This window comes from Mesorhizobium sp. M1A.F.Ca.IN.020.03.2.1, assembly GCF_004023205.1.
In the GTDB taxonomy this organism is placed as follows: domain Bacteria; phylum Pseudomonadota; class Alphaproteobacteria; order Rhizobiales; family Rhizobiaceae; genus Mesorhizobium.
Map to the genome: position 1 here is coordinate 13866 of NZ_RZSV01000037.1, position 20606 is coordinate 34471.

The following is a 20606-nucleotide window of genomic DNA, read 5'->3' on the forward strand; positions in this document are numbered from 1 at the left end:
GGTGTTCACCCCGCGCTCCCCTAAGAGGGACCCGAGATTGACCGCGAAGTTGATCCGACAGCGAGAGCGCAAGGCTGAGGTCAAAAGCCGGGCCGCAGAACCCAGCTCGATGTTTACACGCTGCCGAGTGGTCGGCTGCGACAGACCGGCCCGTGCTGGCACCGGAGACGGCTTGGACACGCGGTTCTGCCGTTCCCATGCAGATCACTACGCCCGCCACGGCAGCCCCTACAAAGCCACCTATGGTGCGCGAGAGATCAACCCCTACCGTGTCGCCGCGCTGGCTTGGCTTGAGGCGAACCAGAATGACACCTACGTGGCCAATGCAGTCGACCGCGTGGCGACGCTTCTGCGGACCGCCGGGCCTCACGTAGAGGCCTTCCGGCTGCGCGGATTGTCACCACAAGAGCGCGCCAAGGCCGGCTGGGCGAGGCTGCGGAAGGCAGGGGTCGATCCGCGCCGTGTGGTCGCCGCGTGGCTTGCCGTCGAGATGATCATCAGGGACGACCCGCAGGCCGAGCGCAAAGCCGAGTTCAGGCAGGTGCAAGCCGCGAAGCTCGTCCATCGTATGGCGTCAGGGACGCACAAGCGGTGGGGCGAGGGTTCGACCGCGACCGAGTTGCACGTCTACCCAAGGCCGCGTGGAAGGGTTCTGAGGCACATGGGCGAGGCGCTGGAAAAAGCTGTCGAGTTAGTCGCGGAAAAGCACGATCTGCCGACGCTGCCGCGCCGGGTGGCAGACGAATGAGTTCATCGCCTGCTACAAGGCTATAAGCTCGCACTGGAACCGTGCGGCGCATCCCGGCAGATCACCGTGACAACTCAAGAAGTTGCCAGGTCGACTACTGGGTCGTCGCCCCGCGAAGCCGGTGCCTTTCTTCGTAACGAAGTCAAAAGGGGCCGCTCAAGCAGCTTCCCAGTCGTTTAAAATCCTATAAGGTAAATCCGATAGGGGTGAGGGGAGAAACATGCCAAACGTCTTCATTAGCTGGTCAGGCCCAAAGAGCCATATAATTGCAAACACGCTCCACACATGGCTCCCGGTCGTCCTGCAGAGTATCCGGCCGTTCATTTCGTCGGAAGACCTCAAGAAAGGCGGCCGCTGGCAAGCTGATCTTACAGAAGAGCTTGCGAAGGACAGCTTTGGTATCCTTTGCCTGACGCCCTCGAACCTGCTGGCGCCGTGGATTTTGTTTGAGGCCGGTGCGCTTTCCAAGTCCGTGGGAGATGCGCAGGTCGCGCCTTTCCTTGTTGGTGTCAAACCCTCCGAACTTCCAGCGCCCTTGACGCAATTCAACGCTGTTACCGCCGAGATGGGCGATTTCAAGCGCCTGCTCAGGGACATTAATGCCCGAGTTGGCAATGACGCCGTGCCAGTTGAGCGTATCGAGAAATCGGTAGACGGCCTGTGGCCCAAGATTGAGCAAGAATTGAAAGCGGGCATAGAAGACATCACCAAGGCCCCCGCTGCCAAAGGGTCCGCCGGGAGCTTGGAGACCTTCGACGCGATCCTGCAGGAATTGCTCGTTCTAAATCGGAACCAAAGCAAACTGCTTTCAAAACCTGAAGAGCTCCTGCCGAGCCCTTATCTGGCGCGCGCGTTGGCGGAGGGAAGAGGATTTCCAGACCGAGACCATAAAGTCTGGGATGACCTACTCGAATGCTCAAGTCAGATGAGAGATTTCTCTCATGAGCACCCCGAGTTGGTCGACCTTGTGCCCACGGTGGAACGCCTCCGAATGACTACTGATTATCTTCGGGATCGTCTCAGGTTGGGACGCAGGCGGCGGCTCTGGAGCCCTCCGGAACGAGGACCGATTGAGGGCCGTACAAAGCCAAACAGCCCCGACGACGGCGATGAAAACGAGTGATGGGTCCTTCGTTCATTCATGGGCAGTCTCCCACCCCCAGAGACAGTGCGGAAAGCAGATTGACCGAGGTCCACCAGTAAGCCATCTTAGAGGTCCACTGTAACTCGGACCCCCTGAGACACTCAAGACGTCACAATCCCTTGGCACAAAAGGCCTTGCGCCGAATTGACGGGCAGTTCGATACTTTCCCTGTCACGCCTCTTCTGGGCACCAAATTCCCGTTTCAGACGATCTGACGCGATGAGCAAAAAGCCCGGATTTTCCGGGCTTTTTTGTGCCTGCAACTCGTCTCGGGTTAAACCGTTCCTATCTTGTCTGTTAAGCCGAGGTTCCGTGATGCCCGCGCCGTTCAAAGAGTGGAAGGTTCTGCCGCATGGCAGGCTCTCTCCTGTCGACGACGATATTCTGACGGTGACCGGCGACATACCGATGCCGGTCGGCAACCTGAAACGGCGCATGACCGTGGTGCGATTGCGCGACGGACGGCTCGTCATCTTCAGCGCCATCGCGCTCGACGACGAACAGATGCGCGCGATCGAGGCCTTCGGCCAGCCGGCCTTCCTGATCGTCCCTAACGACCATCACCGGCTCGATGCAAAGCCATGGAAAGATCGCTATCCCACGCTTCAGGTGATTGCACCGGCGGGCGCGCGCAACAGCGTCGAGAAGGTGGTGCATGTCGATGCGGCACGCGGCGACTTTGGCGATCCCGACGTCAAGCTCGTCACCGTCCCCGGAACCCGTGATCGCGAAGCGGCGCTGCAAATCGACGGACCGAACGGCACGACGCTCGTTCTCAATGATATCGTCGGCAACATCCGCGGCGCATCCGGTTTTGCCGGCTGGGCATTGCGCATGATGGGATTTGCCGGTGATGAGCCGCGTATACCCTGGCCGGTCAAGCTGACGATGGTCGGCGACAAGGCGGCACTCGCAGCGCAATTGAGACGATGGGCTGACCTGCCGGCGCTCAAGCGCATCCTCGTCTCGCATGGCTCCGTCATCACCGATGATCCGCAGGGGGCGCTGCGCAAGCTGGCGAGGTCGCTTGGATAGCTGACAGCGTAGCGGCCACCTGCCCTTCCGGCCAGTCCCTGAACAAACCGCTTCAAACCCGCTGCCGCGGACGCTACGGTCCGGTCATGGCCCCCTCCGTCAGCCCGACGATCGCCGCCCGCCGCGACCAGATGTTCCCCGTGCTCGCCAATGCGGACATCGAGCGCATGCGCCGCTTCGGCGTGCCAAGAGCCTACGGCGCCGGCGAGCATATCGTGACGGCCGGCACGGTCTCGCCCGGACTGATCGTCATCCTGTCAGGCAAGGTCGACATCACGCAGGCCAGCGGTCTTGGCCCGCGCGAGGCGATCATCACCTATGGTCCGGGCAATTTCATCGGCGAGCTGGCGCAGCTTTCGAGCCGGCCGTCGCTGGTCAATGCCGAGGCGACCGAGCCGGTCGAAGCCATCGTCATCCCCTCGCAGCGGCTGCGCGATCTGATGGTGCAGGAGGCGAATCTCGGCGAGCGCGTCATGCGCGCGCTGATCCTGCGCCGTGTCCGCCTGCTCGAGAGCGGCACCAGCGGGCCGATAGTCATCGGCCGTCCCGGCAATGGCGATGTGCTGCGGCTGCAGGGTTTCCTCACCCGCAGCGGCCTGCCGCACCGCGCGCTCGATTCCGACACCGATCCCTGCGCCAAGACGCTGATCGAGCGTTTTCATGTCGATCCGCACCATCTGCCGATCGTGCTCTGTCCCAACGGCAAGCTGCTGCACAATCCCGGCGAAAGCGATCTCGCCCGCTGCGTCGGGCTGCTGCGGCCGCTCGACGCCGGCAAGATCTACGACGTTGCCATCGTCGGCGCCGGGCCGGCCGGATTGGCGGCCGCGGTCTATGCGGCCTCCGAGGGGCTGTCGACCATCGTGCTCGACTGCCGCGCCTTCGGCGGGCAGGCGGGGGCATCCTCGCGCATCGAGAACTATCTCGGCTTTCCGACCGGCATTACGGGCATGGCGCTGATGGCGCGCGCCTACAACCAGGCGCAGAAGTTCGGGGTCGAGATGGTGATCCCCGATGAAGCCAAATTGCTCGGCGCCGCCGACAACATGGCCGGCTACCGGCTGGACGTTGGCGACGGCGAGACCCTGCGCGCGCGCACCGTGGTGATCGCCAGCGGCGCGCGCTACCGTCGCCTCGACATCGCCAATATCGCGCAGTTCGAGGGCACGTCCGTGCATTACTGGGCCTCGCCGATCGAAGCACGGCTCTGCCGGGACCAGGAAGTGGCGCTGGTCGGCGCCGGCAACTCGGCCGGCCAGGCGGCCGTCTTTCTCGCCAGCCAGGTGCGCAAGGTGACGCTGTTGGCGCGGCGCGACAGCCTTGACGCCACCATGTCGCGCTATCTGGTCGAGCGGATCGTGGCGCAGCCGAACATCGAGGTGCTGACGGAAACCGAGGTCGAGGCGCTCGACGGCCATGACGGCAACCTCGACCAGCTGTGCTGGCGCAACCGGGTCACCGGCGTGGCGACGACGCGGACCATCCACCACCTCTTCCTGTTCATCGGCGCCGACCCGAACACCGACTGGCTGGCGCGCTGCGACGTGGCGCTCGACGCTAAGGGCTTCGTGCGCACCGGACCGGATGTGGCGCCGGGACACGGCCCGATGGAGACGAGCCGCAGCGGCGTGTTCGCCATCGGCGATGTGCGCTGCGGCTCGACCAAGCGTGTCGCGGCCGCCGTCGGCGAAGGCGCTCAGGTGGTGGCGGCGCTGCATGCCTATCTTGCGCGCAACGGCGGGCGTGCTGCTCAGCCCGAAAGGAGACCCTGATGGACGAATGCAGGCATACGGACGACATAAAGGATGTGGTGCCGAGCGCCCTCGGCTGCGAGGAATGCCTGAAGAGCGGCTCCTGGTGGGTGCATCTCAGACTCTGCCGCACCTGCGGCCATGTCGGCTGCTGCGACGACTCGCCCAACCGCCACGCCACCAAGCATTTCCACGCCACTCAGCATCCGGTCATCGAAGGCTACGATCCGCCCGAAGGCTGGGGCTGGTGCTATGTCGACGAGGTGTTCATCGACCTCGGCGACCGCACGACGGCGCAGAACGGCCCGATCCCGCGCTTTGTCTAGCGTGCACGGAATACCGCGAGCCTCTTGCCGGGTCGCCTACTTCACCGAGCTGGTGACGGTCCGGTCGATGACGACGTGATCGCGGTCGTTGCCGGCAAGCGCGCCGATGATCAGCAGGCTGACGATGATCGGGACGAACAGGATCGCCACACGCGCCTGCACGTAGAAGATGGCGCGCCATTCATTGCGCTTTTCGGGGCTGTCGTTCATCGCGCTCACTCTGTCCTGCCTCCGAAGCGGGACATAGTAGCGAAGCGTTAAGCAACCTTTTCCGCAAACGTTAACCGGCGGATTTCGAACAGGCCAATCTGCCAATCGGTGGTCGACTGGTCGGCCAGTCGCCTTGGCACTTTGCCGATCAGATATTCCGAAAATAAGCGAATTCTAATTACATTGACGATGGCGGTTTAACGTCAATAGAAAGGAGGTGGGTTCTTGGTGGGGTGCGGGGAATGCTTGGGGAGACGGTGCGCGCAATATTTGCGCGCGGAAGACTGCGTTGTTGCAGTCCTATCCGAAACAGTTTTGATCAACGCGAAGAAGCGGCTGGGGCATTTTCATGACCCCCGCCGGATCTGTATCGGTTTCGGTGATCGTCAATACTTACAATTGGCCAGGGGCGCTGAAGCTCAGTCTCCAGTCGCTCGCCTGCCAAACCGACCGCTGCTTCGAGGTGATCATCGCTGACGACGGATCGCGCCAAGACACGGCCGATGTAATCAAGCTCTTTACCGACTCCGCCTCGATCCCGGTCAGGCACGTCTGGCACGAAGACATCGGCTTTCGCCGTTCCGCAATCCTGAACAAGGCGATAGGCGAGGCGTGCGGCCCCTATTTGATCTTCGTCGACGGAGACTGCATTCTGCAGCCCGACTTCGTTGCCCAGCATCGGGCGCTTGCCAAGCCGAACTACGTCATCACCGGCAGCCGCATTCTGCTCAGCCAGGAATTCAGCAAGCAATTGCTGGCGGCAGGGACGTGGAACTACCGAGCATTTCGCCGGAATATCCTGCGGCACCGGTTGAAAGGCGACATTTCCAAGATCGTCGCGTTTTTCGTGCGGCTGCCCTGGCGGACGATGTCGGATTATCGTTCCTTCGTCTTCCGGCGCATTAAGGGCTGCAATCTCGCCTGTTGGAAAAGCGATGCGCTGTCGGTCGGCGGCTTCGACGAGACCTTCACAGGCTGGGGTTATGAAGATGCCGACTTCGTTTTCCGGTTGCAGGATAAGGGCATCATTCGGCGCGCCGGCACCTGGGCGACCGAGGTGCTGCATATCTGGCACAAGCCTGCCGATCCGAGCCGCGCTGCCACGAACCAGAAGGTAGTGCTCGATAGAATAGAGGCTGCCCGCCTTCGCAACAAAGCGGCGTGACGAATGCTGCCCTAGGATCGGACTCCAAAGGGCTTGGATATCGGGCACGATAAAACAATCGCTTGGAGCGCGTTAAAGGCCGTTTTCAACAAGCGACCCATTTTTTTAGAGGCCAAACTTGGTATAAAGCTCTGCCAGTGGCGAACCAGCCGGTGGCGGTCTGTGCTTTACATCGCGCAGCTTCTCGTTCCACAGATGCAAGGTCAGCGTCTGCTCACTCAGAACCGCGTCTAGCGAAAACGCCGGATCGTAGACAGCCTGCGCTTGGCGGTAATCGAGCGGATAAAAGACTTCTCGTGGCAGTGCAGACTCAAACCGCCCATGCTTGCGGGCCAGCGCCGTTATCGCACCGGGACCGTAAGTTCCCCAGGGGAGGTCGGCTGGGCGCACCGGCAGGCCAATGAAGTTCTTGAACCGGGCCATGCGCGCTCCCCGCTTGCGCGTCCAAGGCGGAAAGTAGTTGTTGCAGAAAAGGCCCTCCAGCTCGGCCGTCATCGGCAGACCGGCATCGAGGTAAAGGACGGCGCCGTTGATGAGAGTCGCGCTCTCAAGACCGAACAAGCAATCTCCGTCAATGTTCACCTTCTTGAGGCAAACCACGTCGAGGTCGGACCACAGCCCGCCATCGATCAGCTGAAGCCGGTAGCGGAAGTAGTCGGAGGCGAGCGCATAAGAGCCGGTCTCCCGATGCCGTAGACGCTTCATGCTGGCAAAGGGAACAGTGAGCTCGGCGTCGATCAGATCGACTTCGGCCGGCACGTTTGCAACAGGGTTGTAAACATGCAGGCGCACGGCGTGTCCGCAGGCCAGCCAGGAGGCTATCGACAGCAATTCAACACGACCGAGTCTGTCGCCAATCCAAAGCATGTTCACTGCAGGAGCAGCCATGTTGCCCGCCTTCTCGTGTTTCTCTATGCGACGCAGAGGGGCGCCTCCCGACTTGCAGGAGGCGGCTGTCTTAATTGATCTCGAGAGAAACTCAATCGTATGTCGTTGCTCAGCCGCAAATGCCGGTCCTTTAAGCGTCGTCACAGATTGCTGAGGCGCACCGCCGCCTCGCCTATTTCGCTTGTTTGGTGGGGAAGTTTCGAAGGCGGCGGCGGGGCGACTGTCGGCGATCTGCATGCGGTAGAAAACCTATCGGCGGCGCTACGCCGGGCCGGCCATGACCATCAAGTTCTGAGCCATCCGGCCTTGGGCATTGTGGACCACTGCCAGGTGAGGGACCTGTTCGACGTGCGCCGCGAAATCGAAACGCTAGTGTTCGTCTGCGGCCCCATCGTTCAGACCGACGAATTGGTAGACCTGCTAGCGGTGCACCGGAAAGCGAGGAAGCTCGCGGTTGGCGTCAGCGTCATTTCCCGGCACCGGCAGATGGCTGCCCGCTTCGAAGCCGTGCTGGCGCGCGACGGCCTATCAAGACAATCCTTCGATCTCGCCATTTCGCGTTCTCTGCCTTGCGCGGCACCTGAGCCCGGCAAGCGGCTGAAGGCTGGACTGTGCTTGCGTGGCGACCAGCGGGATTACGGCGACGGCATGACCGAATGGGCGAAAGCTGAGCGTCTTTTGTTGCAACTTGCCGAAACCTTCGGTCTCGATACCGAGCCGATCGACACAGTGTTGAGGCCCGGGAATGAGGCAACAAAGATCGAGCAACAGTTCGAGACCGTTGACCTGGTACTGACAACGCGGCTGCACGGCTCGCTCTATGGGCTTTCAAAAGGCAAGCCGGTGATCGCCATCGACCAGATCAAGGGAACGGGTAAGGTGAAACCGATTCTCGACCGCATCGGCTGGCCGCTCGCTTACTCGATCGAGGAAGCCAATGAAGCTCTGCTCGCCTACCAGATGCGCCAGGTCCTGACCGAATGGCCAGTCGAGATGGTCACCAGTTCGCAGGCAACGATCTTGGACCTGTCTTCCATGGCTCGGGCCGATGCCGTGGCGCTGATTGGTCGGAGATAAGGGATAGCACCGAGCACAAACGCTCAAAGAAGGGGCTAGCCTTCCTGGCATGCTGTCAAAGGGCGGTCGGCTCTGGTCGGCGGGTGGAAGGAACAACGGGCAACGCGAACAGCCGGCCGCCGGAAGGCACGACGTCGTCGATGCCGGCGAGCCGCAGGCAGTGCCAGGCCATGGCGTGGTTGGACGAGGTGACGGGAATGCCGATGCGCTGCTCCAGTTCCGCCACCGCCTCGGCGACGCGCAGGCTGGTGCAGGAGATGAAGATCGCGTCCACGCCGGGCGCCGCCGCCATGCGCTCGGCCGCGGCCTCGATCGAGGCGAGCGAGATGCGGGCCGCCTCGCGGTCGTCGCGCCGGTCGAAAGTGGCGACGGCGACAATGTCGAGGCCGCGTCCGGTGAAATAGGTGACGAGGCCCTGGTTGATCTCGGGGGCATAAGGCGTCAGCAGGCCGATGCCCTTGGCGCCGAGCGCCTTGAAGGCGGCAAGCGCGCCCGTCACCGGCGTGGTGCAGGCGACGCCCGGCCGCGCCTTCCTGATCTCGGCGAAGACGGCTTCCTCGCCGAGCGTCATGGTGGCCGAGGTGCAGCCGAAGCCGACGACGTCGAGCGGGATGCTGGGCAGGATGAGGTCGACGGTCGGCGCGATGCGCGGGCCGATGGCGCGCAGCGTGTCGGGGGTGATGTCGTTGTCGTTGAAGAGGCGGGCCTCGTAGAAGGCGACGCCCGGAATGCGCACCAACGCGCGGAACTCATGCTCCAGCGTCTGGTCCGTGGCCAGGATCGCAAGCCCGATCGCCGCGCGCGAGGCAAGGCCGCCGTCGAGTTCGGACGGAAGCACGCCCAGATCGGCCGGCTTGGGATCGACCGGCTTGGGATCGACCGGTCCCGAAGATTGAGGGCGGGTAGCAGCCGCGCTGACAGACATGGCATTCCCTTTCCTGGCCGATCCGTCCGGGATCATGCTCTCAATTCAAAAGACCGTCCATCGAGATGGCCGGCTTGCGGCCGGCGATCAGGTCGGCGGTGATGCGCGCCGAGCCATGCGACATGGTCCAGCCGATATGGCCGTGCCCGGTGTTGAGATAGAGATTACCGAGGCGGCGGCGCCCGAATTCGGGCAGATTGTTCGGCGTCATCGGCCTCAAGCCCGCCCACATCTCGGCGCGGTCATAGTCGGCGCCCTCGGGATAAAGCTCCTGCGTCACGCCCTTCATGAAGGCGAAATCGGCCGGCTTGTGGCTGGTGTCGTAGCCGGCGAATTCCGCCGTCGCGGTGACGCGCAGCCGGTCGCCGAAGCGCGACACGGCGACCAGATTGTGCTCGTCTATCGCCGCGATGGTCGGCGGCCGAGGCTGGTTGCCGATCGAAATGGTCAGCGAATAACCCTTGATCGGGTAGATCGGCAGGTTGATCCCGACCGTCTTCGCGATCAGCGGGCTGTAGGAGCCGAGCGCCAGCACATAGGCGTCGCCCTTGACGCTGCCCTTGTCGGTCAGCACCTGTGCCACGCCATCGCCCGAGGTCTCGATGCCGGTGATGGTCGTGCCGGTGCGGATTTCGCCGCCGCGCTCGACGACCTTTGCCGCGAGCGCCCGGGTGAATTTGGCCGGGTCGCCGGTTTCGTCGGTCGGGCAATGGATGCCGCCGGCGATCTTTTCCCGCGCGGAAGCCAGCGACGGGTCGAGCGCGACGATGGCGTCACGGTCGAGCACCTTGATCAGCTGGCCGTCTGATTCAAGCAGCCGCATATGCTCGACGCCTTTATCGAGCGCCTGCTGGCTGCGATAGAAATAGAGAATGCCGCGACCGTTGCGGTCGTAGTCGATCTGCTCGTCGGCAATCACCTTGTGCAGCACGCTCTGCGAATAGACGGCAAGCCGATGCTTGAGCAGCGTGTTGCGCCTGGCCTTCTCGGCCGTGCATTCCATCAGGAACAGCCATGACCAGCTGTAAAGCCTCGGATCGGCCGACAGCTTGAAGCGCAGCGCCTGGTCCTTCAGCACCAGCGATTTCAACAGGATTAATGGCGCCCTGGGCGACGACCAGACGAAGGAATGTCCCGGCGCGATCATGCCGGCATTGCCCCAGCTGGTCTCGGCGGCGACTTGGCTCTGGCGCTCGAGGACGACCACCTCGTGCCCGTCCTTCTGCAGCTGATAGGCGGTGGTGACGCCGACAACGCCGCCACCCAACACGATCACGCGCATCACGCCTCCGGAGATCGCATGTTGGCAGGCAATTTAGTCGGTGGATTGCGGTCTGCAATGGCACAGGCACCGAGATGTCGGCGGGACAGCGCCCCTCTCTGGCCTGTCGGCCATCTCCCCCTCAAGGGGGCAGATCAGATGTCACGGCGGCTTTCGCAAATTACCGGCGTTGCAGCAAGGGTGAGGCGATGAAACAGCCAATCTCCCCCCTCGTGGGGGAGATGTCCGGCAGGACAGAGGGGGGCGCGAAGGATCACAACGATTGATCCTCGAAGGCACTCACCCCCGCAACGCCTGCTCCAGATCCGCGATCAGATCATCGCCATCCTCGATCCCGCAGGACAGGCGCACCAGCGAATCCGAGATACCTATCTCACCGCGCTTCTCCGCGGGGATCGAGCCGTGCGTCATCAGCGCCGGATGCTCGATCAGGCTTTCGACGCCGCCGAGGCTTTCGGCGAGCGTGAAAAGCTGCGTGCGTTCGAGGAAGCGTTTGGTGCCGGCGAGGTCGCGGTCGAGGTCGACCGAGATCATGCCGCCGAAGGCGTGCATCTGGCGCTTGGCGATCTCGTGCTGCGGGTGGCTCGCCAGCCCGGGGTAGATGACGCGGCGCACGTCCTTGCGGGCTTCCAGCCACTGCGCGATCTTCAGGCCGTTGGCGGAATGGCGCTCCATCCGAAGCGCCAGCGTCTTGATGCCGCGCAGCGCCAGAAAACTGTCGAACGGGCCGGAAATGGCGCCGATGGCGTTCTGCAGGAATTTCAGCCGATCGGCCAAATCCTTGTCGTCGCCGACGACCGCCACGCCGCCGACCATGTCGGAATGTCCGTTCAAGTATTTCGTCGTCGAGTGGACGACGATGTCGATGCCGAGCTCCAGCGGCCGCTGGATGTAGGGGCTGGCAAAAGTGTTGTCGGCGACAGTCAGCAGGCCTTTGCGCTTGGCCAGCGCCGCCAGGCCTTCGAGGTCGACGACGCGCAGCAGCGGGTTGGTCGGCGTCTCGACCCAGAGCAGCTTTGTCTCAGAGCGGATCGCACTCTCGACGGCGGCGAGATCGGTGAAGTCGGCGAAGCTGACCTGCAGGCCGGCGGAACGCTTGCGCACCCGCTCCATGAGCCGGAACGAGCCGCCATAGATGTCGTCGGTGGCCACCACATGGACGCCGGCGTCGAAAAGCTCCAGCACCGTGGCTATCGCGGCCAGGCCTGAGGCGAAGGCGAAGGCCGCGGTGCCGCTTTCGAGGTCGGCGACGGCCCGTTCGAAGGCGAAGCGCGTCGGGTTCTGGCTGCGAGCATACTCAAAACCCTTGTGCACGCCGGGTGACTGCTGGCCATAGGTGGAGGTGGCGTAGATCGGCACCATCACCGCGCCGGTCAGTGGATCGTGGCTCTGGCCGCCATGGATGGTGCGAGTGGAAAAGGCCAGGCGGTTCTTGCCGTTCGAAGTCATTTTGCGCGACGCCTCAGATGGTTGATCAGGTCGATACGGGTGATCAGGCCGATGAATTCGTCGCCCTCGAAGACGATGGCGACCTCGTTGCGGTCGAAGACGGGGAGCAGCGCGTCGAGCGTCTGGCTGGCCTGCAGCGTGTGCAGGTTCGAGGTCATGGCCGTGCGCACCGGGGCGTTGAAGCGATCCCAGCGGCCGTCATAGGGGCCGTCGACCTTGGCCAGGATATCGCTCTCGTCGACGATGCCGACGAGCTTGCCGTCATCCAGCACCGGTAGCTGCGAGACATCGGAGCGGCGCATGCGGCCATAGGCGTTGAGCAGGGTTTCCTCGGGGCCAACGGTCACGATGTCACCAGTGCGCGGCGAGCGCATGACGAGGTCGCGCAGGTCGCCATGCTGCTCTTGGTCGGCCAAGCCCTGCTCGGCGAGCCAGATGTCGTCGAAGACCTTCGACAGATATTTGTTGCCGCTGTCGCAGACGAGGGTGACCACGCGTTTGGCCGTCGTCTGATCGCGGCAGTAGCGCAGTGCCGCCGACAGAAGCGTGCCGGAGGACGAGCCGGCCAGGATGCCTTCCTTGGACAGCAGGTCGCGCACCGCCAGCATGCTCTGCTTGTCGGGGATGGAATAGGCTTTCTTGACCAGCGACAGATCGGCATTGGGCGGCACGAAATCCTCGCCGATGCCTTCGACGGTCCAGCTGCCGGCCTCTGTCATCTTGCCGGTCTTGATCAACGGCGCCAGCACCGAGCCGACCGGATCGGCAAGCACCATCTCGGTCTTCGGCGAATGCTTCGCGAAAAAGCGGCCGACACCGGTGAGCGTGCCGCCGGAACCGACGCCGACCACCATCGCGTCGACATCGCCTTCGAGTTGCGAAAAGATTTCCGGGCCGGTGGTGCTTTCGTGCGCCAGCGGATTGGCGGGATTGGCGAACTGGTTGGCATAGAAGGCGCCGGGAATTTCGGCGGCGATCTTCTCGGCCATGTCCTGGTAATATTCGGGATGGCCCTTGCCGACATCGGAGCGGGTCATGCGCACCTCGGCGCCCAAAGCGCGCAGATGCTGGATCTTCTCGCGCGACATCTTGTCGGGCACGACGAGGATGATGCGGTAGCCCTTGGGAATGCCGACCTGGGCGAGGCCGAGGCCGGTGTTGCCGGCGGTGGCCTCGACGATGGTGCCGCCGCGCTTCAGCCTGCCATCCTTCTCGGCGGCCGCGATCATCGACAGCGCGATGCGGTCCTTGATCGAGCCACCGGGGTTCTGGCTCTCGAGCTTGATGAACAGCCGGCACTTGCCGGTATCGAATTTGGTGAGCTCGACCACCGGTGTCTGGCCGATCAGGTCGAGCACGGAGGCGTAAGGCGGACGCAACCGCGACAAAGCGCTTTCCGCGCCGTCCGGCGCCGCTTTCCTGTGCACGCTCATCTCGGACCCTCCATGGGAAGCAGTTCCGACGGGATCGGCCGTCACCAGTCTGCGCATGATGGCTGCCGAACTCCATGCCGGGTTCGCAGATCACACGCTGTTGTCTTTTCCAGCCCTTTCCATCCGGAAAGAAGATAGATCGTGCCATTCCGGCGACGAGTGGCGGAATGGAATTTCACGGGCGGCGCAGCACACCGCCTCTAAATGTTGAAAGCCGGCGGGACAGCGCCCCCTCTGTCCTGCCGGACATCTCCCCCACAAGGGGGGAGATTGGAGCTCGACCCTTGGCGCCCTTGCTTGCAAATGTTGGCGATTGGCGAAAGCCGACGCGACATCTGATCTCCCCACCTGTGGGGGAGATGGCCGGCAGGCCAGAGGGGGCGCCGTAGAGCGCCGACCTCAGCAGAAATTTCACCCCAGCAACTGCTTGCTGAGCTTCGCGCGTTGCGCGCGGATGTAGGGATGGCGTCGATCTCGAAGAGGTGCCCGGCGTCAGCGGTCCGACGGCGGGAGTCTGCGCGCGTCGCTTCGACCGTCCAACCGGACGCGCGGCGCCGTCTTGCCGGTCGGATCAAACGCGCGGGCGGTTTGCCCAACGGAGGCCGATCAGCGCCAGTAAATTCCTGATCAGTCGCATCGGCGAGATCCCCGCGCGAAGTCGATCCTTCACCGGAACGCGCGCGCAGTAAACGAGCAGAAGGAAGCGAAGCGATCGTTTCCTCTTTTACTTGCGCCCCGAGGGCCCCTCCTACTCGGGACTTCCTGCAAAACCGGGTCGGTCTCCATGAAGAATACGCTGGCGCTCGCGGGAGATGTCATGACAAACTGTTTCGCGGCGACTCCAAACGTGTGCCTTTGCCATGGAACCGCCAGACGCTTGCCGCATTTCATGCCTCATTCGGCACTTACGGCGGGTTGTCTATAACGGAGCCCACCCCTAAAAGATGAATAAAACCAACCGCACCGCGCTTGTCGCGGCAACGATCGCGACTGGCCTGATGGCTGGCGCCTCTTCCGCCTCTTCAGCCGCCGCACAATGCGGCCGCGCTTCCTGGTACGCGCTGCATTCCAGAACCGCCTCCGGCGAGCGCATGAACCCCGCCGCGCTGACTGCAGCGCACCGCAGCTTGCCGTTCGGCACCAAGCTCAGGGTCACCAACAAGAACAACGGCCGCAGCGTCGTCGTGCGCATCAACGATCGCGGCCCGTTCGTCCGGGGCCGCGTGCTCGACCTCTCCCGCGGCGCCGCCACCCAGCTCGGCTTCATCGGCTCGGGCCACACCGCAGTCTGCATGGCGCGCGTTTAAGATGTCGATGTCCGGCAAGAGGGAGCCGGACATATTTCCTACACATTGCGGCAGCGCACAGTGAGCCGGCTCCGCCATACGTGACGAGTTTTCAACAGTTTGGACCAAAGCAGCATTCGTCACGGCAATTGACGTATTGCATCGCAACAATATCTTGTTAACCTCACTGCGAGACATTCAAGGCTCGGCGCTGCTCGTCGGCCCTTTGGTCGTCAGGCAGCAGCGGGGTTCTTGATGTTCTACCAGCTCTACGAACTGAACCATGCGGCGCTGCAGCCCGCCCGCCTTTACGCAGATGCGGTGCGGTTCTTCTATTCCAACCCGCTCAATCCGGTTTCGCATACGGCGCTCGGACGCTCGGTCGCGGCAGCCGCGGAACTCTTCGAGCGCACGACGCGCCGCTACGGCAAGCCTGAATTCGGCCTGACCAAGGCGGTGGTCGACTGGAAGAGCGTCGACGTCGCCGAACGAACCGTGTGGTCGAAGCCGTTCTGCAACCTCGTCCGCTTCGAGCGCCAGCTTCCCGCGGGCCGCAAGCCCGATCCGAAGCTACTGATCGTGGCGCCGATGTCCGGCCATTATGCGACGCTGCTGCGCGGCACGGTCGAGGCGATGCTTCCTCACGCCGACGTGCACATCACCGACTGGGTCGACGCCCGCATGGTCCCGCTGTCGCAGGGCAGCTTCGATCTCGACGACTATATCGACTATGTCATCGAGATGTTCCACGCGCTTGGTCCCGATACCCATGTGATGGCAGTCTGCCAGCCCTCGGTGCCGGTGTTGGGGGCGGTGGCGCTGATGGAAAAGCGCGGCGACCCCTTCGTGCCGTCAACCATGACGCTGATGGGCGGGCCGATCGATACCCGCCGCAATCCGACCGCGGTCAATCTGCTCGCCGGGGAAAAGGGCACCGACTGGTTTCGCGAGAACGTCATCATGCAGGCGCCCTGGCCGGTGCCCGGATTCGGCCGCGATGTCTATCCCGGCTTCCTGCAGCTTTCGGGCTTCATGAGCATGAATCTCGATCGCCACATCATCGCCCACAAGGACTTCTTCATGCACCTTGTGAAAAACGACGGCGACAGCGCCGAGAAGCACCGTGACTTCTATGACGAATATCTGGCGGTGATGGACCTGACGGCGGAGTTCTACCTGCAGACGGTCGATACGGTGTTCGTCCGCCACGCCTTGCCGAAGGGCGAGATGACGCATCGCGGCGAGGCCGTCGATCCCCAGGCGATCCGCAACGTCGCGCTGTTCACCGTCGAGGGCGAGAACGACGACATTTCCGGGCTCGGCCAGACCCAGGCCGCGCATGAGCTTTGCGTGAACGTTCCGGCCGACCGGCAAGCCCACTACATGCAGCCGGCCGTCGGCCATTACGGCGTCTTCAACGGCTCGCGGTTCCGGTCGGAGATCGTGCCGCGCATTCTGGACTTCATCTCCAGCTACGGCCGCCAGACCCGCCTGGCGGCGAAGCCGAAGCTGGTCCGTTCCGCCAAGAGCTGAGCGGGAAGCGGACGCGGCTCGGCGCCGCTCAAAGCGCGTGACCTTTCCGTGGAACCAATGTTCAGGGCTGACCGGCGTCCCGACGCCGCTGTTGCCAAACTGCCGCTATGCGGGCCTGGCGGGTAACCATGCCACCAAACTAGCCGTTGTCTTCAATTGACACGGACTGTAAATCCCCCTTAACGTTTCGTTAATAAACAAGGGCGGACCCCGGGGGACAATGACTTCCTCACCGATGGCGCGGATGCTGCGTTTGTGTGCAGTCGCAGGGCTGGCGATCTCGGCCCACTGGGCGGTTCCGGCATGGGCTGCCGGCGCCATGGCCACCGGCGGCCTGACCTCGCAGCCGATCGGACATTATGATTTCTGCAAGACGCATCCGAGCGAATGCAACATTCGCCCGGCCAATCTCGCGCCGGCCAAGCTGACCGATGCTCTGTGGCGCAAGCTGATCAACGTGACCGCCAGGGTCAACGCCGCCGTCAAGCCGATGAGCGATCTCGACAATTACGGCAAGGACGAGGTCTGGACCTATCCGGACAACGGCTTTGGCGACTGCGAGGACTATGTGCTGGAGAAGCGGCGCCAGCTCTACCGCATGGGCATCTCGCTTGCGGATCTCTTGATCACCGTAGTGCGCAAGCCCGACGGCGAAGGCCATTCCGTGCTGACGGTGCGCACCGATAAGGGTGACTACATCCTCGACAATTTGACCGATAAGGTCCAAGCCTGGGATGAGACCGGCTACCGTTATCTCAAGCGCCAGGCGATCGACAACACCGGCCGCTGGGTGTCGATCCGCGATGGCCAGCAGCTGCTGGTCGGCTCGGTGCAGTAGATCTCGGGACCTACCTTCTCAGCGCCGCACGAATCGACGCGCTGAGGCGGCGCAGCTCCGCCTCGTCCAGCTTCTCGATGCTCTCGGCCAGAAGATTGGCCAGTTCGGTCGCGGCCGGCGACAGGCCCGACGTATCGATCCTGACCCGTGGATGCGAGGTTTCGGCGAGGCGGGCAAGGTCCTCGGCGTCGTCCCAGATGATGTTGAAATAGCCGATGATCTTCTGGATCAGCGTCCAGGTCGGCGCGCCGCGGCGGCCATGCTCGAGCGCCGACAGATAGGCGGCGCTGACGCCGATGGCCTGCGCCATCGCCTTCTGGCTGACGCCGCGCTCGGCGCGCAGCGCCCTCAGCCTTTCGCCGAACGGGGTCACAGTTGCGTCCTCATGGCCGGCGTCCTCATGCGCGCGTCCGCCTGAGCCGCACATAGAGCGCGCCCGAGCCGCCATGGTTGCGGGCGGCGTGATCGTGGCTCGAGACCAGGTGCCGGAAAGCCGGGGTCGACAGCCAGTGCGGCACCGAGCGGCGCAGGATGCCGTCGCCGCCGGACGATGAGCCCTTGCCGGTGATGACCAGCACATAGCGGATGCCGCCGGCATGGGCGCGGTGCAGGAAGGTGAGGAGCAGCGAATAGGCCTCGTCCTGCGTCATGCCGTGCAGATCGACTCTGCCCTCGATCGGCAGCCGGCCTTTTTTCAGTTTCTCGTGGGTCTGGTCGTCAAGCGAATGCGCGACGTGCTGCGGCTTCGGCTTCGCGGCAGCGGCGGGAACGCCGTTGGCGGGCGTGGGCGCCGGCGCCGGCGTCGGCTCGACAATATCGGGAATCTCGACCGCGGCCTTGCCTTTGAGGGGCCGCGTCGTGCGCGCCACCAGGTTCCAGAGGATGCGATCGTCGTCGCTCAGCGTGTCGTGGCGGCGGTTCACGCGTACCCCCTATCGACCAGCCCGCGCGGAACCAGCGCATAGAAGTCGGCGGCGTTGCGCACGACGCCGGCGATCTCGCCCGCGGCATCGCCCGAGCCGGCGAAGAGATCGCCTCGCGCCGCTCCGGTGATGGCCGAGCCGGTGTCCTGTGCGATCATCAGCCGCCGGAACGGTTTTCCGCCGAAGGCGGTGAGCGTCGGCGCAACAATATAGAAGGGCGTGCCGAAGGTGTGCAGCAGCCGGTCGACGGCGACCGAGCGGCCGGCCGTCAGCGGCACCTTGGCGGCGGCAATGGGACCGAGCTCCGGGTCGTCGACCGGCGCCTCACGAAAGAAGATGTAGGAGCGGTTCTGCCAGAGGATCTCGTCGACCCGCTCAGGATGCGCCTTGAACCAGGCGCGGATCGACTGCATCGTCACTTTTTCCAGCGGGATTTCGCCGGTCTCGCTCAAGATCCTGCCCGGCCCGGTGAAGCGCTGGCCGGATTTTGCGGCATAGGTGACGCGGCAGAGCCGACCATCGGCCATCTTCAGCCGCGCCGCTCCCTGCACATGGATGAAGAAGGCATCGACCTTGTCGGCGAGCCAGGCAATCTCGAGGTTCCGCCCGGACAGCGCGCCGCGCTCGATGGCGCCGCGATCGAAATATTCGACCGGACCTGTCGTCGTCGCGCGCGCGAAGGCGAGATAGGGATCCATTCCGAGGGGGCGATTTTTATCGTCGATGTCGACCAGATCGGCGGGACGGGAGAGCAGCGGCACCGTGAACCGCTCCGTCCTCACCGGCGAGGCCTCGACCTCGGGCTCGTAGAAGCCGGTGACGAGGCCGGCGCCGCCGCCGGCCGCCACCAAAGCGGGAGCGAAATGGCGCTCGAAGAAGGACCGCGCCTCCGACCGGTTCGCCGGCGAAACGGAGCGCGCCTCAGTATAGGCCTCGGCGAAAGCGGCGAACGCGACGCCGAGCGAACCGGTTCGATAGGGCTTGGTCAGTACGTGGAAAGCCGAACGTTTGAACGCCGCGAAGGCGGCGAGGTGATCATCCTCGTCCCAGCCGGGCAGGTCGCCGAAGGATTTTTCCTTGAATGCCGAAGACAGCGACATGACAGCCGCCACTAGAGCCGGATGATTTCAGGCCGGATCGACCTGAAATCTGAATCCGGCTCCAAATTGAAGAGATGGAGCATGATGGCGTCCGAAAACCGCTCCACACTTTTCGGCATCATGCTCTAGGTCAATCTTCTTCTTCCGTGGCGACCAGCTTCCAGTTCGGATCACGCGACCGGGTATCGCGGAAGAAGGTCCAGACGTCCTTGACCTCGGCGACTTTTTCCGGATCGCCGTCGATGACGGCGCCGACCTTGTCGCGGGTCGCCGAGATCAGCTCGCTGACGATGCGCAGCGTGATATGCGCCTCGGTGCCCTTCATCTCGGCGGCGACGACATCGACCTTGTCGATGCCGACGAAGGAAGACTGGATCTTTTCCGCTTTCGCCTCGCGCTCGCCGATCGCGGCGACGAAGCTGTCATAGACCTCGCGCGACAACAGGTTCTTCAGCGTTTTGCGGTCGCCGTCGGCAAAGGCCATGACGATCATCTCGTAGGCCATCTTGGCGCCGTCGATAAAGGTCTTGGGATCGAAGGACGGATCGTTGTCCTTGATCGCGCGCAGGCCTTTGTTGAGATCGCTGTCCGGCTTGGCGAAAGCGTCGATCGCGGCATAGGTCTCCGCCGCCGGTTCCCCCGGCATGCGCTTGCGCGGCAGCGACACCACATTCTCGGACTTCTGCGCCGCATCCTGCTCGCGCGTGCGGCTTGCCGAATAAGGATCGAAGGGCGGGCGTTCGTTTCCGGTGCGACGGCCCAGCACGTTGCGAAGCTGGAAGAAGATCACAACCGCCGCAATCAAAAAGAAAATCGTGCCGAAGTCGAAGAAACCCATATCTTCCGCCAATTCGATCCCTGTCCAGGCCGGACCACCAGAGCCCCTAGAATGGCGGCGGTCGCATAGCGTTCATTACCCAAAGCATATAGAACGGCGGGCGCAATCATTCAAATCAAAGCCAGCCATACCTATCTAAAGGTCCCAGTGCCAGCGGCGATTTCCCGCGAGGCCCGCAAAAGAAGAAAGCGACCGGTCTCAATTTGCGCATTTCGTTCATTCCCCTGTTCCTGCTCCTGCTGCCGCTTCTGGAGATCGCCGGCTTCGTCATCGTCGGCCGTGAAGTCGGCGCTTTGGCGACGATCGGGCTCGTCATCCTCTCCACCATTGCCGGCAGCCTCCTGCTTCGGCACCAGGGATTCGGCGTGATGGCGCGGGTGCGGACGGAAATGGATGCCGGGCGCGATCCAAGCCGCCAACTCGCGCATGGCGCGATGATCGTGCTGGCGGCACTCCTGCTCATCATTCCGGGCTTCATCACCGACATTGTCGCCATCCTGCTGCTCCTGCCGCCGGTGCGCGATCTTGCCTGGCGCCTGCTCAAGAACCGCATCGTGATGGCGACCAGCTTCAGCAGCGGCTTTTCGGCCCGCCGCCGCGACAGGGTCATCGATCTCGATGACAGCGACTTTTCGCGCCAGGACGACTACAAGCG

21 protein-coding genes are annotated in these 20606 nt (G+C 63.4%); 11 read left to right on the forward strand and 10 right to left on the reverse strand.

The window, feature by feature from the left end:
* The first annotated feature begins 172 nt into the window (after positions 1 to 172).
* The 5 genes from EOA79_RS08730 to EOA79_RS08750 all read left to right on the forward strand — a co-directional run bounded on the left by EOA79_RS08730 (position 173) and on the right by EOA79_RS08750 (position 5004).
* Entirely contained in the window at positions 173 to 748 is a 576-nt protein-coding gene (locus EOA79_RS08730) for a hypothetical protein (RefSeq protein ID WP_245322413.1), read from the forward strand.
* A gap of 220 nt (positions 749 to 968) precedes the next feature.
* Positions 969 to 1871: a TIR domain-containing protein gene (locus EOA79_RS08735; protein ID WP_127335338.1), complete on the forward strand. Its 903-nt coding sequence runs from the start codon at positions 969 to 971 to the stop codon at positions 1869 to 1871.
* Between the two features lie 336 nt (positions 1872 to 2207).
* Positions 2208 to 2927 carry a hypothetical protein gene (locus EOA79_RS08740; RefSeq protein ID WP_095825095.1) on the forward strand — a complete coding sequence of 240 codons (720 nt, stop codon included), beginning with the start codon at positions 2208 to 2210 and terminating at the stop codon, positions 2925 to 2927.
* A gap of 86 nt (positions 2928 to 3013) precedes the next feature.
* A complete protein-coding gene (locus EOA79_RS08745; RefSeq protein WP_095825096.1) occupies positions 3014 to 4699 on the forward strand; it encodes a cyclic nucleotide-binding domain-containing thioredoxin-disulfide reductase in 1686 nt (561 codons plus the stop codon).
* Positions 4699 to 5004 (forward strand): UBP-type zinc finger domain-containing protein, encoded by a 306-nt coding sequence (locus EOA79_RS08750; RefSeq protein ID WP_067003235.1) that lies wholly within the window; start codon positions 4699 to 4701, stop codon positions 5002 to 5004. The genes EOA79_RS08745 and EOA79_RS08750 overlap by 1 nt, the downstream gene beginning before the upstream one ends.
* A gap of 36 nt (positions 5005 to 5040) precedes the next feature.
* On the opposite strand, the gene EOA79_RS08755 is transcribed toward EOA79_RS08750, so the two are convergent.
* A complete protein-coding gene (locus EOA79_RS08755; protein ID WP_164746949.1) occupies positions 5041 to 5223 on the reverse strand; it encodes a hypothetical protein in 183 nt (60 codons plus the stop codon).
* Between the two features lie 340 nt (positions 5224 to 5563).
* Here EOA79_RS08755 and EOA79_RS08760 point away from each other — a divergent pair, with 340 nt between their 5' ends.
* Complete coding sequence (locus EOA79_RS08760; protein WP_095825097.1) at positions 5564 to 6379, forward strand: glycosyltransferase family 2 protein; 816 nt, start codon at positions 5564 to 5566, stop codon at positions 6377 to 6379.
* Positions 6380 to 6484: 105 nt separating this feature from the next.
* Here EOA79_RS08760 and EOA79_RS08765 read toward each other — a convergent pair whose 3' ends face one another.
* Complete coding sequence (locus EOA79_RS08765; protein ID WP_164748256.1) at positions 6485 to 7267, reverse strand: hypothetical protein; 783 nt, start codon at positions 7265 to 7267, stop codon at positions 6485 to 6487.
* A gap of 99 nt (positions 7268 to 7366) precedes the next feature.
* Between EOA79_RS08765 and EOA79_RS08770 the strand changes: the two genes are divergently transcribed.
* Positions 7367 to 8344, forward strand: coding sequence for a polysaccharide pyruvyl transferase family protein (locus EOA79_RS08770; protein ID WP_127241741.1), 978 nt, complete (start codon positions 7367 to 7369; stop codon positions 8342 to 8344).
* A 55-nt stretch (positions 8345 to 8399) separates the two neighbouring features.
* Here the strand turns inward: EOA79_RS08770 and EOA79_RS08775 are convergent, their stop codons facing one another.
* The 4 genes from EOA79_RS08775 to EOA79_RS08795 all read right to left on the reverse strand — a co-directional run bounded on the left by EOA79_RS08775 (position 8400) and on the right by EOA79_RS08795 (position 13433).
* Positions 8400 to 9269: an aspartate/glutamate racemase family protein gene (locus EOA79_RS08775; RefSeq protein WP_095825204.1), complete on the reverse strand. Its 870-nt coding sequence runs from the start codon at positions 9267 to 9269 to the stop codon at positions 8400 to 8402.
* Positions 9270 to 9309: 40 nt separating this feature from the next.
* Positions 9310 to 10551, reverse strand: a complete 1242-nt coding sequence (locus EOA79_RS08780) for a D-amino acid dehydrogenase (protein ID WP_095825099.1) — start codon at positions 10549 to 10551, stop codon at positions 9310 to 9312.
* 279 nt (positions 10552 to 10830) lie between these two features.
* Positions 10831 to 12000: a cystathionine gamma-synthase gene (locus tag EOA79_RS08790; protein ID WP_095825101.1), complete on the reverse strand. Its 1170-nt coding sequence runs from the start codon at positions 11998 to 12000 to the stop codon at positions 10831 to 10833.
* Positions 11997 to 13433 (reverse strand): pyridoxal-phosphate dependent enzyme, encoded by a 1437-nt coding sequence (locus EOA79_RS08795; protein WP_095825102.1) that lies wholly within the window; start codon positions 13431 to 13433, stop codon positions 11997 to 11999. The genes EOA79_RS08790 and EOA79_RS08795 overlap by 4 nt, the downstream gene beginning before the upstream one ends.
* A gap of 944 nt (positions 13434 to 14377) precedes the next feature.
* On the opposite strand from EOA79_RS08795, the gene EOA79_RS08805 reads away from it, so the two are divergent.
* The 3 genes from EOA79_RS08805 (at position 14378) to EOA79_RS08815 (ending at position 17090) form a co-directional block, all read left to right on the forward strand.
* Positions 14378 to 14740, forward strand: a complete 363-nt coding sequence (locus EOA79_RS08805) for a septal ring lytic transglycosylase RlpA family protein (RefSeq protein ID WP_095825103.1) — start codon at positions 14378 to 14380, stop codon at positions 14738 to 14740.
* A gap of 234 nt (positions 14741 to 14974) precedes the next feature.
* Positions 14975 to 16252 (forward strand): polyhydroxyalkanoate depolymerase, encoded by a 1278-nt coding sequence (locus EOA79_RS08810; protein ID WP_095825104.1) that lies wholly within the window; start codon positions 14975 to 14977, stop codon positions 16250 to 16252.
* A gap of 220 nt (positions 16253 to 16472) precedes the next feature.
* Complete coding sequence (locus tag EOA79_RS08815; protein ID WP_067323497.1) at positions 16473 to 17090, forward strand: transglutaminase-like cysteine peptidase; 618 nt, start codon at positions 16473 to 16475, stop codon at positions 17088 to 17090.
* 10 nt (positions 17091 to 17100) lie between these two features.
* On the opposite strand, the gene EOA79_RS08820 is transcribed toward EOA79_RS08815, so the two are convergent.
* The 4 genes from EOA79_RS08820 to EOA79_RS08835 all read right to left on the reverse strand — a co-directional run bounded on the left by EOA79_RS08820 (position 17101) and on the right by EOA79_RS08835 (position 19951).
* Positions 17101 to 17463, reverse strand: a complete 363-nt coding sequence (locus EOA79_RS08820) for a helix-turn-helix transcriptional regulator (RefSeq protein ID WP_066991880.1) — start codon at positions 17461 to 17463, stop codon at positions 17101 to 17103.
* 25 nt (positions 17464 to 17488) lie between these two features.
* On the reverse strand, positions 17489 to 18013 hold the full coding sequence (locus tag EOA79_RS08825) for a Smr/MutS family protein (RefSeq protein ID WP_095799549.1): 525 nt from the start codon (positions 18011 to 18013) through the stop codon (positions 17489 to 17491).
* Positions 18010 to 19113, reverse strand: coding sequence for a murein transglycosylase A (locus EOA79_RS08830; protein ID WP_095825206.1), 1104 nt, complete (start codon positions 19111 to 19113; stop codon positions 18010 to 18012). Before EOA79_RS08830 ends, EOA79_RS08825 begins: the two co-directional genes overlap by 4 nt.
* A 130-nt stretch (positions 19114 to 19243) precedes the next feature.
* Positions 19244 to 19951, reverse strand: coding sequence for a Tim44/TimA family putative adaptor protein (locus tag EOA79_RS08835; RefSeq protein WP_066991466.1), 708 nt, complete (start codon positions 19949 to 19951; stop codon positions 19244 to 19246).
* A 203-nt stretch (positions 19952 to 20154) separates the two neighbouring features.
* Between EOA79_RS08835 and EOA79_RS08840 the strand changes: the two genes are divergently transcribed.
* Positions 20155 to 20606 (forward strand): FxsA family protein (locus tag EOA79_RS08840; protein WP_128292971.1); only part of this gene is annotated, 452 nt, incomplete at its 3' end.